This window comes from Rahnella ecdela, from assembly GCF_019049625.1.
Taxonomy (GTDB): domain Bacteria; phylum Pseudomonadota; class Gammaproteobacteria; order Enterobacterales; family Enterobacteriaceae; genus Rahnella; species Rahnella ecdela.
Map to the genome: position 1 here is coordinate 1 of NZ_JAFMOY010000105.1, position 18,042 is coordinate 18,042.

General features: G+C 47.3%; 4 protein-coding genes and 4 pseudogenes. 2 read left to right on the top strand and 6 right to left on the bottom strand.

Annotation, left to right across the window (positions count from 1 at the left end):
* Positions 1 to 121: 121 nt before the first annotated feature.
* From J1784_RS02805 to J1784_RS26845, 5 genes and pseudogenes are all read right to left on the bottom strand, one after another.
* Positions 122 to 238 (bottom strand): annotated as a pseudogene (locus J1784_RS02805) (transposase); the annotation flags it as partial.
* A 274-nt stretch (positions 239 to 512) separates the two neighbouring features.
* Positions 513 to 827: pseudogene (locus J1784_RS26400) on the bottom strand (transposase); the annotation flags it as partial.
* A gap of 66 nt (positions 828 to 893) precedes the next feature.
* The gene (locus J1784_RS02810; protein ID WP_217147932.1) at positions 894 to 5,234 is read right to left on the bottom strand and encodes an NACHT domain-containing protein; all 4,341 of its coding nucleotides are present in this window, start codon (positions 5,232 to 5,234) and stop codon (positions 894 to 896) included.
* Positions 5,235 to 6,422: 1,188 nt separating this feature from the next.
* Positions 6,423 to 10,751 (bottom strand): NACHT domain-containing protein, encoded by a 4,329-nt coding sequence (locus J1784_RS02815; protein ID WP_217147933.1) that lies wholly within the window; start codon positions 10,749 to 10,751, stop codon positions 6,423 to 6,425.
* 154 nt (positions 10,752 to 10,905) lie between these two features.
* Positions 10,906 to 11,094, bottom strand: a pseudogene (locus tag J1784_RS26845) (IS30 family transposase); the annotation flags it as partial.
* A gap of 761 nt (positions 11,095 to 11,855) precedes the next feature.
* Between J1784_RS26845 and J1784_RS02820 the strand changes: the two are divergent.
* Positions 11,856 to 15,482, top strand: coding sequence for a hypothetical protein (locus J1784_RS02820; protein ID WP_217147934.1), 3,627 nt, complete (start codon positions 11,856 to 11,858; stop codon positions 15,480 to 15,482).
* Between the two features lie 220 nt (positions 15,483 to 15,702).
* Here the strand turns inward: J1784_RS02820 and J1784_RS02825 are convergent.
* Positions 15,703 to 16,190 (bottom strand): annotated as a pseudogene (locus J1784_RS02825) (hypothetical protein); the annotation flags it as partial.
* A 478-nt stretch (positions 16,191 to 16,668) separates the two neighbouring features.
* Between J1784_RS02825 and J1784_RS02830 the strand changes: the two are divergent.
* Positions 16,669 to 17,931, top strand: coding sequence for a ComEC/Rec2 family competence protein (locus J1784_RS02830; protein ID WP_217147935.1), 1,263 nt, complete (start codon positions 16,669 to 16,671; stop codon positions 17,929 to 17,931).
* Positions 17,932 to 18,042: the final 111 nt, after the last annotated feature.

Genomic DNA, 18,042 nt, shown 5'->3' on the forward strand with positions numbered 1-18,042 from the left:
GTTGTTGAGGCGATTGTGTGCGGATTACCCATTTGGGCACAGGTATTCCTGATGCCGGATAGATGTAAGCAACAACCTAAAACCTGATTCAGTGCTTGCAAAACGGAGGTAGTCCATAGATGTAAAAAGTTGCCTCAGAAATCCCCATCTTTCTGCACACTTCCTCCACCCGAGTGCCGGTTTCAGCCTGTTTAAGGGCAAAGGCTATTTGTTCTTCGGTGTAACGGGCCTTTTTCATGGTTGATATGCCTCTCAGTGAGATGAAAGAAAGACCGGATACTTCAGTTTAGACTGGCACTGTTTTCAGGGAGGAGATCAATCACATAGCCAGTGCCATACTTTCACTGACTGCGTTAACTCCGGAGTGATATCACATGAACAAGATCAGAGTTGTAGGTATCGATATTGCCAAAGCTATTTTTCAGGTATGTGTCTAGATGACTGATGGTTCGGTTGCCTGGAACAGAAAATATCGCGTCAGAAATTGCTGGATTCGCTTCGCCAGCTTGAGCAGGGTAACACGTCCTGAGTGTCCAGATTAATGAGAACTTTTCAGGAGTCTGACATCAAGAGCTCGATAGCCTTTTTTTATTTATCATTTCAAAAGTTTGTCACTTTTTCTTCAGCTGGCGTATTCCAATTTATTCCGAGGTCATAGGAGGTATTTTTGCGTTTTGCCCTGTTGCTCATTCCGAAACTGTTTTACACATCGCGCATTATTAAAAGGCCCCCCATAGCTCTGCTGCATCTGCAACGGTAGAGTTTGGGTCAAGAACCAGTTGAGCGAATTCGCGTTTGAATTCTGCGCTGAAATTTCTGCTTTCCAATCGGTACCTGTAATGTGCTGAGGTGAGCATATCACTTCTATTCATGTGGCCAAATTCAGTGTGCCACTACACATCTAACAACGCTAGGGAGGCAGGCCACGGCCTACCGGATGCGATGTCCGGATGGCGCGGCTCATCTTCTGGAATTCCGTATTCATCCCTGCTGCAGTCTATCTTACGCATCCAGTAGGCAGCTACGTCATCGGGGCCTCCGTCCGTCACCAATTCAAACAATTTCATCCGTAAACTGCCTGCCGGAACGGGTACAATTTCAATCGTACCTTGCCACGTTTCTGACGGAATATCTTGGGTGATCATTTTATTAATTGTTCGCCAATCCATAAATCTACGATTCAAGCTCCTCTCAAAATTGAGCAGTAATAGTACTCCCTCTTCGTCTGGGCTCTGCGCAATAATACGGGTGAGCGCCTCAAGGCCCGGTGAGATTGGTCCATCTATCAACAAACCGTATATGTACGCACGCAAACCAGAATGAATCTCAAGCAGGTTCCCAAGTATTTTCTCAAAATGCCAGTTATCACTGGATCGGCTTTCAAATACACCCTGAGCAGTTAAGTCGATGATACGGCGCACCGAAGATAGTGTTTCAAGACGTAAAGCGGTGGTTCTCCAGTGGTAGTTCGCATAGAGGCTTGTGTTTTCTTCGGCTAACTTGAAAAGGGCATCTTCTGCATATGGGGAAGGTGAATGGCAAAATCCTCTGACCATCTCTTCCAAAAAATAGGGATCCCGATATGAGGCAGGCAGACTACGAATGACGCTCAAGGCTTCTTCAGGCTCCTTCATAAACGGTAAAAGCTGTAACCACGCTTTTAATTGATACCCTTGCCCCTCGCTTAATATCCACGGTTCAGCGATTGCTGCCTCTATAAGCTCAACGGTACTTTCAACAACGACCTTTGTATCTATACCATCTCCCGATAGCACGATGCTGGTAAGCAAATCTGCTCGTATTTGCCTCGGTGCAACTGCAATGAGAGTTTTGATAACATCATCACGCCGCCCATGGGGCAACTGCGATGCAATAATACCCAGTTCGACAGCAAGCTGTTTTTGTTCGCTCGTCGCGTCTTGCGTAATCAGTTGGTCAATTGCGTTAAATATAGCTTCTGCTTCAAGAGATGTTTCATCAGGGGAGTGGGTTAGAGCCATATGTTTCGCCTTCACATTTGAGAAATCAACACCACTTAAAAATCGTTTTCCACTTGATGGAGCGTTTAACGCTCGCCATTGTTCGGCAAGGACTCGTGCCGCTAGCGCACCAAAATATTTGTCACACAGATACGTCTGCATAATTGCAGTTGTTTCTGGAGATTGAATTGCCTGAAAGGCGCTCTGATATTCGTTGAGCATCGGGGTTCTAGCCTCATTAACCGCTTCGCATGGTCTCCACCCGGCTGTCTCCGCTTCTTTTCGAAACTCTCTGTAACGCTGGAGGTTATCGTCCAGCAGTTGTTTCAAAAGAGGTAACTGTTTCACTGATGGGGCAAGACTCGCAAGCATTGCAACTCTTGCTTTTACCCTACGCTTTGCTTTTTTCGAAGCAAGCATACGATTAGCCCACTCTTCAAATAACCGTTGTATCACCAGAATAGTGTCTGCATCGAAAGATCTGCTATAAGATTCCTCACCGTTGGGATGGGATAAAAGCAGGTCAGTAAACAATTCAATTAGCCTGTCTTCGGCCGGTACAGCTCGCTTGAGAATAGCGTCAACAAGGCTTGAACCTTGGGCAGAGCCAATACGAGTTCTCAGCCCTTGATAGCGTTTCCATTTGGACTCTTCGTATTTACCTTCGGCCTGATTACATAACTCAAGATCGGCCAATACATCAATAAGATGACCAACAGCCCCTGGCCCAAGTACTGAGGCCGCGGCGTTAGCACGAGCGTCATAGTCTTCAGGGTTAACCAGCACCAGATTCACCAGCATTTCATCTTCTAAAGTAAATCTGGCTGATGCCAGAATAGCGCCCACACTAGTACAAAGTGATCGTCCAGCCCTTACACGCTCTAATACACCCTCTGCAACAGTTTGAGGGTAACTGCGGTGTAGCTTATCGATCAGCTGTTCTTCATTTGATTCAATCTCCATTGTGCTGATGATGCCAACTAATTCAGCGTAATCGTCCTCAGTAATCTCTGTAGCGATCAGCGCGCGAAGCCGATTAGAGGGTGATACGGCCTGCATTTCTTGCCGCTTATGTGCTGTCGCGAGTATTTCTCTAACGTTTTCATCCTGTATCTCATCGGCAACGCCTTTGCTCACAATCAGATCTAAGATTGTGCTATTCACCTCTCGCAACATTTCAGCCACATGGAGATCTGCTCGCCGAAATACCAAAGCATCAATGACAGAGACTTGGACCTGCGAATCAGGGTCATTCTTCGCAATGGAGACAGCAAGATCGAGGCCATCGATACCACTGCGAGATGCTATCTCGGATAAAAGTAATGAACGCATTCTGGGAGACAGGGTATTGATTATTTCTCCTGCCGCCTCCCCGAAAATCGAAGTCCTGAATATTCTGCAATTACGTAAAGCATGAAGGCTGATCTGCTCATCTTCATCAGAGATCAACGGCCAGACATAATCAAGGAATTCAGGACGGCCAGATGTAATCATGAAACGGACAGCGCGATCCACTGTTCCTGGCACATGCCAATGAGCCACGAGATTCTGAATAACAGTCGATATTTGCGACCATACATCGTCTGTTGATCGAAAAATCATCTCTGCAGCGAGAATTGGGTCGACCTCAAATGCAGCAATTATCGCATTGCTACAAATAACCTGCTGTTTCGCATCACTGTATGCCATACGCTCTATGGCAAAAAGTATGGCTTCTTCCCATCTGGGATAGTTAAATACCTCTGCTTTAAGTGCTTCTCGTGTTTCCCGGGCATTGATGTCCGCAATCAACCGGCGTTCAACCAAGTGAGAGGCATACCATTCCTGAAATTGCTGATGCTGAAACGAATAACCAGGAGTATTCCCTGTACGCATCAGTACATGATTGCTAACGAGCACATCTAGTACAATTTCTGGTTGGGGTTTGATTGCTATCTGCCCGCTGTCCACCAGCAAAGTTGCCGTGTCGGATATCGATTTCCGTGCACTAAAGTCAACAATAGTTGAGTTAACTACCCGCGTGGCGACTTCAGCTAGCCCTTTCATGTAGTCTTGCTGAAATCCATAAGTACCGGAATACAACGCTTCGGCATGACTTGCTTCCTTTTCATGCGCCTCAACAAAATGCCGAAGTATTTGTTCTTTTGTTGTCGGAACCGGGGCGTTTTCTGGAAGTGAGGTCAACGCCATCAGATAGAGAGGTATTGTTACAAGTTCACGTAGGCCAGCGGTACGCCAGGCTTGATCCAAGATCCTTTTTCCATAATTCCCGCGTAAGGCAACTGCGATCTGGATTTGCTGATCCTGATTAAGCGGTAAAAGTGTTACATGTGTTCCTTCAAAAGGAATGTCCCGAGATTGCTTACGCGTCGAGATGATAAAGCTAAGTTCAGGCAGCTCTGCTTTGAGTCTGGTGATTTGAGTTCGAGCACGGGTACGTGCGCTAGCATCCAATTCGTTCCAACCATCGAGTAGTAACACAACACCAGGGTGATTAGCGACCTTACGCAAGTCATCCTCTGAAACATCTCGGAAAGCGGGCCGTTTAAGAATAGAGTCGAGGATCGTCGTATTTTCGGTAGCCCAATCCCCCAGCGACACGACAAGAGGCGTACCAAGGTTTGTAGCCAACATACTTTCCGCTATCTGGAAAAGCGTTGTGGTTTTACCCATTCCTGGCCCGGCGACAAGAATTAAATCATCCAGCCTTATAGCCATCCCTGCGATCGCACTGGTTATTACTGGCTCATCTAAACCTTGAATATCTAACATGAGAGCCACAGACGAACCAGGCCATTTATGGGTTCGACGGAATACCTCGAGATCATTTACGGCAGCAACCCGAGCCCGCATCACTACCTCTGTATCTGCACACCCTCCAGTACCACGAAACACATCGCTATGCAGTACCCTCTTCCAAGCTTCTATTTCTGCCTCTTGTTTCCACTTGAGCAGTTTCTCTACGGTAAACTCTGGATCGCTTGAATCTATTGCTTTACCGTGATCGCGGCACATCCACATACCGTTCTTGGCAGAAGATCGCTCCTCCGGTGACATATTCCCGTCATAGCGAGGCCCACCCGGAGCAGCAGCACATATATGTGCTGCTGTACCGATGTTGATTTCACTTTCCCCATCTGACGTTGCGCCTACTGTCCACTTACGGCACATAGGGAATGAGCATAACCATCCAACACGCTTCGCGATCTGGAGTTTGGTTCTCTCAGAGAAATCATCTCGATTATTCTTGGCCATGCACCCTCAGCAAACACTATGAATATTTACCAAGAAATATATCTGAATCCAAAGCTCATTGGGAAATTATTCAGTGCATTGATGTGATAAATAACTAATTAATTTTAATTAATTTCAATTATATAGCTGACGTGAGGTATGATTTCCAAAGAAGCAATCAGAAGCTGGTAGCGATTCGTTCAAGGAGTTAATGTCAGACATTGGCAATGCACACATTCATTTCCTCATATCATTGATAATTTTGGGTTGAACGGTATGTTCGGCATCAATAACCACATTTAATGAATGGCTATATAGTTAGCATCATCTATAGCGAAGATACTCAATGAACATAATCAGATTTCTGGAACAGCGTACTAAATTTATCCACTAACTGTACCCTGTTTCAGTAGTTCCCTTCATTGAGCGTATAGGGCTGATCGAGGCTGAAGAGACACCATTTGCCCCCCTATAGCGAAAATAGCGAGCCTGCGTTCCTGGAGGATTGGCAGGAGGCGTAAAATTTCCTTCTGTTTCTCGGTCAAACATGTGTATCAAGGTTAGCTGGTGCTTCGCACCTCTACTTAGTGACGTGAAAGCAGAAGGCTTTGATCAAACGCGAGCCAAGTGAAAAGAAAAAGATGTTTAAACATCGGGGGGTGGCTCCTGGGTTATCAGACCGCGTTTGCGCAAAAACCTGGCATACATTTTGTAGACAGTGGTGTCAACATCGCTATGCTGAAACAACTCATTTTGGCGCAAAATCAGATACAGCACTCTATGACTTTATTGCTTATCACACTAATATACGCACCGAGTGATCTGGTCAAACATTTAAATCCTTTTTTCATTAGCGACCATGAACGCGTACTACTCATTGCTATTGAGATCAAAGGCCGTAATGTAGTTAACATGTGGTTGCTGAGAAACACGCTGTATGTTAATAGCCAGAAGCTCGAAACAGTATTTTCAAAGGTTAGAAAATTCCCCACCTGGTTCGATAGAGCGAACCCTTTGCGGTTGTACCCCCGCAAAGGGCAAAAATAACAACCTGCTATAAATGCTTAAGATTAACAAAATCCCCCTGTCAATTATCACCAATGGTGAGAATTTGATCCGTAAGCAAAACATTTTCAATGTGTCGATCCCGATAAATCACACAAAAATCCATGCATTAGGCATGGATAGGCTGCACTGCTTTGCTACATATCAGAGCCACGGCCATTGAGTTTGCTTCATGGTTTTAGTCCAAAAAAGTGAATCTTTTAGCTTTGTTCGTCGCTTCTTGCTCGCTGAGTTAAGCAGATCCATATTCAGATCCCAGTATTTGCGTAAAGATAATTTAAGTACTTTCAAGCGGCATCGCTTTAGCCACAATCTCGCTCTTTTATCCATAGTTGCCCCCAATAGCAAGTGTGCAGCGATTGCCTCACTATCGGTAGTCGCCTGGATATAACAGTTGAACCAGTGTCGGGCCCAGCGATTTCGCTCGAAATTTTGGCGGCTGGTTTTGTATACGTCTTCCAGCCAACCACCACATGGTATTCGCTTTTCGACCTCCCCCCAGGCAAGCTCCACTCTTTGACTTTCGTTGGCAAAACCCAGTAGTGTAGCGGACATTGCCAGTGACTCTGTATCTCCAGAACTCACAAGCTCAAGTACCTTGTCTACCAACCATGCCGTTTGCCCATGATCTTCAATCTGATTCAAAAGATCGGCAATATCCTGATCGTTAACAACATCCATAAGGGCTTTATTGCGAGCCACATCAGCTATATCGTTCAAAGCTATAAACGGCAGGCAAGCCATGCCCGTTATTTTGAAAGAGTCATCTTTCATTGCCTTTTTGAAGTTGTCCCAAAGTATCAATCCCAATTCTGGGCGTCGGCTCATCAATGCTTCCGCCATCACAAGCAATGGAAACGCAGCCATTAAGTCGACGCTGGATACTCTAATCTCATTCTTAATCTTCTGCTCCAACCAACACCAGAAGTCCTCATCTACACGGTCAAGCAACGTGGCAACTGCAGGCTTATGATTAATCAGAGGGTCAATATTTATACTTCTTCCGGGTGAGTGAAGCCCGTCAATTGCACCTCGGATATAATTCTCATAGCTTCGAATAGCATCTGGATTATCTGGCTCACGTTGCAACCAAAACGCCATAATTTCCTTATCGGCCCGCTCCAACAGCTCAGGGCGCTTAAGAGCCATGCTTGCATTCAACAAGGCAACAGATCGATTGTAGCGTTGCTTTCTGTTGGTAACGTTGTTAGCCGTCCAATTGCTGTTTGCAATAATATTGTAGACAACGGGATTAGTGGAGTAAGCGGAAAGCCCAATAGCCAACTCTGCAATTTCCTCATCTACATGACAAAGCAATGCAGGGAGCTCCGACCACCCATCGATCGAGCTACTATCGGCAAACTCTTCGAACAACATGAGCCAACTCAGTACCGTCTCGCGGTTACTTTCAATCTCAAATCGCCCAAGGATCGACCTAATGTCATCTTGAGTAAAATTTAACAGATCAATATTGATGCTACCCATTAGCCTCCGATCGCACGCTTCCTTTAGTAAAAACTCCAGTTGCGCCAATCCATTACGGCTAGCAAGTTGCAGATCCAGACGTCTGGCGTGCCACCAATTGAGCTCCTTATGTATTTCAGGAGAATTTTCCTTTAGGACAAAATCGATCCCTGCTTCAAGTACATTGCGTTCATCATCGTTCAATATTGTCAGGAAACCGCGCATTTGCCTCAAAAGCTGTCGAAGAGGTACAGCTGTCATTCTTTCAGCGCCAGTAACCCTCTCACCAACAACCTCGCGTAGCCGGTTCGGATTGGTTCTCGCCAGAATCAGCAATTTGCGACTTGAGGTAACATCAACATCAAAATCAGCAGGACGAATGTGCTCGGTGTCTTTGATCTTATCGGGATCAACATCAACCCTAGGGTTAAGAATGTCATCTTCTGGCATTATAGGGCGTCGACCCGACGTATTGCTAATGGGCCCTACTGATGTATTTAGTTGCCGACGCTTGTTTTCAGATTGTGGATCGGCGAGAGCTTCAAGAAGCCAGCGCGCAGCGTCAAGCGCTAGCTGATGCCCGGTCTCGTGCAGTCTGTCGACAAGGTCTAACATCTTATTACGTGTTTCCACCGAATCCATACGATTAAGCCGCAACATCCAGGCCAGCTCATCAAAATGACTGTTACTGCCCATCACTGCTCGTGAAATACCCCAGGCAGCGATTGCTTCGATGAAGCGAGCCCGCGGCAATAATGAGATGATGCCGAAGACACGATGACTGAGCCAACTCGGGTTACCGAGACCGCAAAGTTCTATCGCCGGAAAAGCTTCGCGCCCCTCAAATTGCTGCCAAGCATCTAGGTTTGCGGCTGTCTTTTCTTGCCGTCGCAGCGAATTTGGCGACGTCTGATCAATACGTCCCAAGACGGTACCTTGTAGCGGGTCACTCCAGAGCAAACCAAGCCAATATGTGATTTTAGCCTCGATCAACGGTGCGACAGCCTCGAACTGATAAGCGTTAGCCAGTCCCTTGATCATAATTTCATCTTTTACGATTGAACCAGAGCTCTCCCCGAGCCAAATCTCCTCTACGATTTGCAGGACTAATTCAACATCAAGCCCGATGATTCGCCAAAAAGCTTCAAAATCGAGACTCGAGAAATTCTGCTCGGATATCCATCGGCTAAGCAGTGCCCGTCGAACCTGACGTGAGACAGTATTGTCGAGCAAGGCTGTAGTGACAGCTGCTCTGAGTATTTTCACGCCAAGGCTCTGCCCACTAAAGGGGTCGATATGTTCAGCGATAATATCGTTGGCTGTGGCATTCCCATCAGTTGGTTTCAGTTGGTGGGCCAAAGCCATCCCCAACGCGAATGGTATCAGTGTGGGATTGACTTGGAACCGGTTGGCTTGTCCAGTGGGAACAAGCCATTGTCCAGAAATCAGTTCAGCAACCGTTGACAGCAGATCTGCTCGATCTTTACCGCTGTCTCGCCCCAACTGTTCAATAACACTATGCCGGGTAAGGCTTGTATTATCGATTGAGCTACGCAACTGCATGCCGAGTTCCGTAATAAACATTTGAAACTCGGCATCGCTTATCGCCAACTGTGCGCCACGCAACTCAATACGATGTTTCCAGTCTTCGAATGCAAGCCGTTCCGGCGTGATGTCACCACTCGCAATCAATTCCTGCTGTAGCTCAATCGCCAGAGCTGACAAGCGCGGAACCTTCATCAACGAAAGCATGGCGGTGCTAAAGTTCTCTCTGCTTAAATCATGTTCCTTGAGCAACGCATCAAGTTCACTGTCGTCAAAACGGTTTACCCGAATTTCGCTTGGTCTTGGGATCAAGGACCCGAGTTTTTGCAAATCATTCCAGTGGTCGGGCCAACAACTCATCAGAATAGAGATGCGATGGTTCCACTTGTCATCGAAAGCAGGCTGAATGAGGTCTGCCCAATCTTTTTTTTGCCAGTACTGATTTAATCCATCAATCATCAGCAAGATCTGTGGCCCGTCCGTTCTAAGTTTTACCCATTGCGCTATTCGACGTTGCCAGAACTGAACGCTGCCATGGCTAAGACGCTTTTCAAGAAACTGTGCAATTAATTCACTGAGCGAGCCTTGCCCAATCTCCTTTGCAGGTACAAAAAGGGTCAAGGGAAGATCAGCCGCGGCGTCGATCCGTGCGTGCCACCATGACAAAAATAGCCAAGTCTTGCCCAGCCCTTCATCCCCAAGCAGCACTGAGGGCTTACCTGATGCAACCCATTGATCAAGTTGCACTTCGTATCTTGGCCGAGGAATTCTAGCTCGACCTGGATCGAGTACATCATTGAACTTCCCCCCGAGTCTGCTGGCAGCATTACGGTCATTGCTCAGACCAGTAAGCATCCATTGCTTCATTGCCTCAGTCGCAGCTGCATAGCCGATATCAGGTGCAGTTAGCCGGCACTGGAGGCGAGCTGCTGCAGCAAGAAATTCTGGGTGAGATCGGATAGCCGCGGTTATTTCATTGATGTTATCAATACCGTTAAGGTGTCGTTTGAGCGCAGTTTTTGCCTGGATACACAGGACAGCAAGGTCGGGAAGTTGCCCAGGTTCGGTGGGCCAGTCGAGTATCAGTACGGTGATACCAAGCCCCTTCCCTACTAGCGTTAGCTCTTCATTATCGGTAGCACTGATTGCTCTTGTTGCTGCAAGTATCCAAAGATCCGTTCCATTTTCGCTACGACTTGTTTCAAAAAGCTTGGCCTTTAGAGCATCCACTTTTAGGATTGTGTTTTCTCCGTAACGTTTTGCTTCAAGAGCAACTTCGAAGAGGTTTAATCCAAGCGAGCGAACATCCGACCCGCCTTGCGGCCCAGACTTAGCAAGTCCAAAATTAAATTTAGTCACTTCGACCAATATGTCGCGAAGCAATCCTTCAAAACCAAGCGAACCAGCAGGGTCTAATGAACGCAAGGCCTTAGCCAATTGTGACTTGGCATCATTAAATTCCATTCTTTGCCTCATGAAACGTTTTGAGTATCGCAGAACAATCAAGAATACAGCTATAGAGATGAACGCCCGGCGTTGATAGCATCGATTTCCCATCATGAATGATGTTGCAGCACCAATCAGGATCCGTTCTCGATGTTCGCTTTTAGCTTTGAGTTCAAATGATCAATGCAACACACTGGTTAAATCGCTTTGCGGGTGATTCATATTCTAGCGTTTTTCTCGGTCTCTCGGTGAGCTATGGGTCAACACTATAGAATCTTTGTTGGCAATGAATTGATAAGTCAGTTCCTTTTGGAAAATACTGTCTGAGTAACCTGTTCGTGTTTTCATTTGATCCACGTTGCTAAGGAGATTGAGATCACAAAAATGGACCTGAATGTCTGTGGTTACAGTAAATAGGGTGTAGTTGGTCATTTAAGAGCCCCGGTCCTAGGTTAATATTTTATACGATTCAGCAGGTAATTCTTGGAATTGTTTGATGAGCGCAGATAGACGGTCGCAGTCTTGTAATCAATGATTTTGGCCAGCATAACAAAGAGACCATGGCATTCTATTAGATTGATAAGTATTAGTTTTTAGAACCCTGTATCAGGTCGACTTCCAGTGATCGGGTATGGCTATGCTTGCAACATAAAGTGGTCTTTCGCAGATGGATATCGGATCCGGGATTGGCTCTAATCCTTTCCCTTTAAGCGATGTTGCTCAGGGAGCAAATCTGATGCACTTTTCTGCAATGATTTTCACAATGCGGGCTTTCCAACACTTGCAAGGCTAAAACCTAAGGGTATTATCCCATAGTGAGTTGTCAGCATTTGCTACACGATATAACTTTCAACCTCCGTGCCAGTGAGTCTCGCGGCTGATTGTCGAAGGGCTCTTGAGAATTTATTAGCGATCTACCTAATGCTGAGTTTTGCCGCCAGCCCTCCGGATATATCCTTTCGTTAAGGTTAAGAGATAACTGGTGCAGTTTTCGAGTGGGAGGAGGATACCGTTAAGGTTAAGAGATAACTGGTGCAGTTTTCGAGTGGGAGGAGGATACCCACCATTTTGCTAGATAACTTGACGCGTGAGAATGTGAGCCTTGTACTCAAGGAAAAAATTGTGGAAGGATTTGAAGAAGTCCCCCCGTTAGACGGAATGTTTGCACCGTTAGATGTTCGCAGCGAGCTTAAACAGGCGTTCGTACGATGGCTGCCCAGACCCTACTACACCCGCGTCGCTCTTGGATCAGGAGAAAAGGTGAATGAGCTGGATCTGCTTAGCCTGTGCGAACATTGGCGCCTGGAGTATCCCGGAGAAGCGAAAGACCTGGCAAAAAGCTGGGACGAATCAGAAGAACGGAAGGCTGATGATGGTCCGTTTTTCGACGAACTCGTCCGCTTGGGCTGGATTTTCTTTGATGGTGGCCGCTGGATCATGCAGGGAACCCCACTGGGGACACTTTATCTCATCAACTACCCGAGCCCGAGTACAAAAATCTTTCTTGAGGGTCTCAGCACGCCCCGACTTATTGCAAAGACTGACCAGCAACCGACGGCGGTTCTTGCTCTCGTAGAGAAAATTCTGGCTGAGTTTTGGCTTGAGCAGTACGTTCCGATTGAAAATCCGGAGTGGTTCCTGAGTCGATTATGGGAACGACTTTGCCCTGCCGAGCCTATTAATACTGAAAATGATGTGACTTCATTGCAAGCGCCCGTGTCTGAAAATAGGGCTTCATTAAAAGATGCCAATACTGACGCTGTGGACTGTGCTTTCCTTGAGTGGACAGCATGGTGCCATGTCATTAGAGGTTATGGTAAATGGGAACGTCAATGGTCGCTCTCACAGCAGCGATTCTGTCGTGAGGCGGCGCACCGCGCCCTGGCTCGTCAAACACTGTGGAACGGGTGGGACTGTGATCTTGCTCGTTATGTAAAGGTACTGCAGGAAACATATGCGATCCCTCTGAACCAAGTGCGATTCGCAAGCAGTGCGGGAAAGGCGCCACCGCGTACCATAGTTGCAAGGGCCGGCTGGCTTGCAAGTCGCGAAGTCGAACACCTCATGATGGAGCGGCTCATGATGCAACGGTACGGTCCGAATATGGTCAACTTTGCGTTTGGTCTGCTATGTTCCGAACTTGAAAAGACCGATATTGGGCCAAACATCATGACTGCAGCTGATGCAATTCTGTCTTATGCGGTGAATCATCCTATGGCTTTGTTGCAACTCCGGTTCCGTGTCGATTCCGATCCTGGGCTGCTGGTCGATATGCTTTTATACCGGCCAACTGCATGCCTGGCGGCCAAATGGACTATTGAGTGGCAGCCAAAATCGGGTCGCAACAATGATCTTAACAGAGGCCGTGAAGCTCAAACCAAAGCATTTGCGGTACAGGATTCCCTGTCGGTCATTGCTTATCATTTAAACGAGAGTTCGATAAGTCTTGAGGAGTGCGCCTCTTTGATTACCTGGTGCTATACCGGTAGCACGGACATCGAACGAGCCATTGCAGATCCCAGGCGGCCCGTTGGGCGCCAGCTTCTGGGGATGCTCGCCAAGCAAAATGAACAAGTTCAAGCTGAAGTGTTACGACACCTCGTGGACCAGGCTTCCTATGAGAACAATGTGCCCCGGGCATGTTTTTCCGGCGTACTTGATGGGATGAATAGCCTCCCACTAGTGACGGATGCAGCAATAGTGCCTGTTATTGCACTCTACTCAGATTTTGCGCGCAAGCAGCACCTGGATTGGACAGACGTTACAGGGTTATCGTCAAACATGGCCGGGCGCCTCGTTGCGGCTGCGTGCGCGCAAGCCGCATCTGACCGTGATGCATTTCTAATTCCATTTGACGGCATGACGCTTATTCATGAGGCGTCGCGTGATAAGAAACCCACAGTCCGCTCCTCTGTTGCCCGGACCATGAGAATACACGTACGACTGCTCGCACGTGCTGTATCGGGCTGGCCTTACGAAACCATACCTTCAGTGTTCTGCGACGTGCTTAAAAAACTTATTTTACGCAGTATTATTGAGCATGATGAAAAAGGGCGAATTGGCGCCCTTACGGACAGGTATAGCCCCAAACACTTTCTGAATCGGGAAGCGGGGCCACCTGCGCAGGATCTTGCCTCCGCGTGGCGTAAACTGGACAAAAGTAATCAGGAAGACTTGTTGCAGGTATTTGCACAATCCGACGATCCCGTGCTTCTCGCCGAGCTTTGTCAGTACCTGCCTGCCATGGCAAAGCCCGGTCTCAAATCAAGATTGCGACAACTCAAGCCAGGTGAAGCATCAACGTTCTGGACCTGGCCCGAACTACACCATCGTATTGAAACCTTGTTGGTCGCTGGGGAAGATGAACTTGCCCGGGAGCATCTGGAAGATGTCAGGCAGGAGTTAGACAGAGCGCCACAGCAGTACCGGCTTGCCCTTTTTGCTCTGGAGCTCCAACTGTTTTTAAAAGAGGAGAATTGGACCGTACTGGATAGTATGACTCTCCCATCGACGCTGGATGCGGCGACAGAGCGGCAAGCCCATGATCTGCTGGACTTCTACAGGGCGACCTCCCAGCTTTTACGCCCTGGTGGCAATCTTGCCAGTGCCCGGACTGCGCTTCAGCGTCTTTCATCACAACCGGGAGCAAGCCCAACATACAGAGATAACTATTTTGCTGCCGCTATTCAACAGATTATTGGATCCACTCTTCACCCCCTGAGCGAGACGGACAAGGTGACCGGAGAGCGTCTGCTTGGTGAAATTAACAACGCTGTTGCTGCGGATAACAAGCTTGCAAGTAACTCGTTGCTTGCCAATCGTGCACATCTCTTACTAGCCTTACAAAGGCCTGCGGCGGCGCTGGAAAGCGTAGCTAAACGTCGCAGTGAAGTGCGAAGCTCAGAGTTAGAAATGGTCGTCGTACTTGCAAAATACGAGATGGGGCATCAAGACGAGGCGATGGCAATACTTGATACGGCCATTCAAGAATTCGAGACGGACAAGCGTCTTGTCTTTTTGAAGGAGGACCTACAGGCGGGTACCCCTGCTCCCAGTGTCACTTCTACATCGGTTGCTGTTGACTCTGTTTCATCTATACGTGCCGCCTTACAGCAGTTGTCTCAGCTCCCGATTTCTCAGGTCGGAGACATTCTCGGTCCACCAGGGCTTGGTTTCCGTGGATATCTTATACGAGAAGTATCCAAAGCCGTGGCATCACTTCAACGTATAGCAGGGATGCTCCGCGACAGGAAAAATTCAGCGGATGAAGCAAGGATCGAGAATGACCTTAACAGTGCAGTGCGAGAGATTCTAAGCGCCTCCCTCGCGTTAGCTAAATGGGATGTTGCTGACCAGTCTCTCGGTGGAACAACGGCAAACGGAAATCCCGGCGAGAGAGACGCGGTCATTCGGGTGTCGGGACAAGAAATATCTGTTTATGAAGCACTCGTTTGTAAAGGGTTAGACAGGACAAACATCAAGAAGCATTTCGACAAGCTGTTGGCATACGGAACTTGCGATATCTATTTTCACGTTATTTACTCGTACGCACAGGATGTGAAACCCCTCCTTGATTATGTCAGGAGAATGCTTGAGCATGAAATTTTACCATCGCTCTCATACCGTGGTTGCGAGGCATTGACGCCTCCTAATTTTGAGACAAGCGGCTATTTAGCGACCTATAGCGTCGACCATCGGGAAATAGCTGTAGTGTTCCTGATTGCTGACCTTAAAATCCGTACCGCCTGAGCAGGTGCTGAGGATTCAAACGGTCACTGAAACGCCCTATTGATATGCGACTGATGGAGGAGTGGTGTGGTAAGTGTTGTGAAATTATTGATCATAGATATAACTCTAGGGGAGGTAGCATTAAAATACTCACTGCTTGAACCTAACCGTCAGCCAAGTAATATTTCGCGCAGAATGACACCCCTAATGTTTGTGCTGGGTAAGCCGATGAATATTAGGTTCATTCTTTGTTTAAGTGCTCTTGCGGGGTTTTCCACTCCAGCAACCTTTCAATCGCCGAATCCTCTGACAGGAACTGGCGAGCCAGTTGCAGCCGTTCGATAACCTGCACCTTCTGCTGTACATCAAGCGTTGCCGTATCAGATTCTGCTTCGTGAAAAAACTGTTCCAGCCGTTTGTTTTCAGCCCACTGAACCATAATAGATTTAAGCTCGGTACGGCTGGCACGGTAAGCTTCCACTTCCCGGCCTATCCGCTCATTTTCAAGATATATGGCGAATTCCCGATCACGCTGGACACACCACTCCTCAGCTTAGATTCTGGCCTCTTATAGCTGCTTTGAAATTAGCGGAGCAGCCTTCTGCATCGCAGAAATCATATTATGGATCTGGCTAATAACCCACACTGTTTTGTTTGCCGGAACTGAACCAGCCATTCGGCGGAAGAATAAGGCGAGTAAAGTTGCAACAGAAATCGCCCGGTAGGTATACGTTCAGCGGACTCGCGCCAGATCAAGTGGTAAAGCGTTTCCCGATCCTAGGGTAAATTCTGTGCGGCATCGTGTGGATTAATCTCTGACATTGAGTCTCCCCTCCTTTGGCCTACATTATCAGAAATCTTTGCCTGTGTTGGTGATTGAAAGAAATCTGACCTGCTTTCCATTGATTAGCGCACCATGGTTTTAGAAATGTCCATTTCATGCTGACAGTTGGAAATCCCTTTGAAGCAGCTTTGAGCGAACAACGGACATTCCTGTTACCCCTTTGTGTGAGTTAAAAGGGAGCAGGTCAGCGTTTAAAGCCTAACTTCATGCCTCTGGTGGCGAGGTGGTTATTTGGCGCACTCATGCAGAGCTGAAATTCTAAATTATCATTTAATAATGACGGAGAACTGCCGATAATATTCAAATATCGAGCAGGAAACAGGTACGCTTAAACATAACTGCATCCAAATTTAAGGAAGAAAAATGACATCGCTTATAGTGAATCAAAAATTTCACTCAGTAGGGAATGGCACTTTTAAATCAGGTAGTGTTGTACGCCAGGATACAAGAGAGGCTTTCCTATGGGTTTATGATTGTGGCTCCACAAGCATGACTACGCTAAACCGCGTATTAGGGGCAATAACCCGGCGCGGATGGCCAGAATCCATTGATATGCTAGTGCTATCGCATTTCGATGATGATCATGTTAACGGCGTCGAAGAGATTCTGAGGTACTGTCGCGTTAAAACACTTGTCCTCCCATTTTCAGAATGGACGCAGACCGTGCGCGAAATTTCGGTTATGGGCAAAAAGGGTACTTCACCGTCAACAGCGCTCATGCAACTCAATCCCGTTAAATGGCTGGCATCAAGAAATTTTGATGCTCGTGTTGAAGAGATTGTACTGATTCAGGGGGGATCAGATTCTTCACCTGTTCCCTATGGTGACGATGCGCCTGAACCGGAACCGAGAGATTTTCAGCGAGACGATGATGTCAGACGTTTCAGTCAGAATTACTTTTCTTTCGGTTCTGCTATGTCCGGCACTTCAAGGATTCGAATTCTCCGCCATGGTCGCTCTATTCAGGCCTTAAACAGGGATTTTGAGTTCGTCTTTTATAATGCAGAAAAAGACTTTGCCGCCCTAGGGTTGATTGAACAGCGAAGCGGACAGTGGTATGCAAAACACTCAGGCAGTCTCTTATCTGATGTCAAAACAGATATTCAGAGCACCATCATGAGTATTAACCTACACCAACCGTTATCGACAATGCCTGCAGGCTGGAGGAAAACTCTGAAGAATTGCTACGAAAACCATTTTGGTCACTCTGGCAAGGCTAAAAATAATATTTCGCTATGTATGTATTCTGCACCTATCAGAGCAACACCCTGTCAATTTCATGTGAGAGATTATCATCGCGTTATCTTGCATGCGAAGAAGCCGACTGTTCGGCTGGCCACACTCTGTACTGGCGATATTCGTCTTACTTCATCAGTGATTTCAGATATCCAAAACCATCTGGGAACGCAACGCTGGGACAGAATTGGCTTGGTGCAGGTTCCTCACCATGGCTCTCAACATTCGTGGGAACCAGGTAATGCAGGCTTACTGGCTCCTGCGCAATTTGTACATTGCGCATCGGGCACAAAGCACCACCCACATCCACTCGTGCAGGCAGATCTCAGCAGTTCTGTTGTGCATACCGCAGACCGTAAACAAAGTGTATATGTTCGCTACAGGCTTTAATGAAAGGGGGGAATCCACCTCTGAAGGTCTATGACGGAGTAGTCCTTATCCAAATGTTCCCGTGATAACGATACCTTGTGACCTGCATCCCGTTGATCCAACGAAATGTTA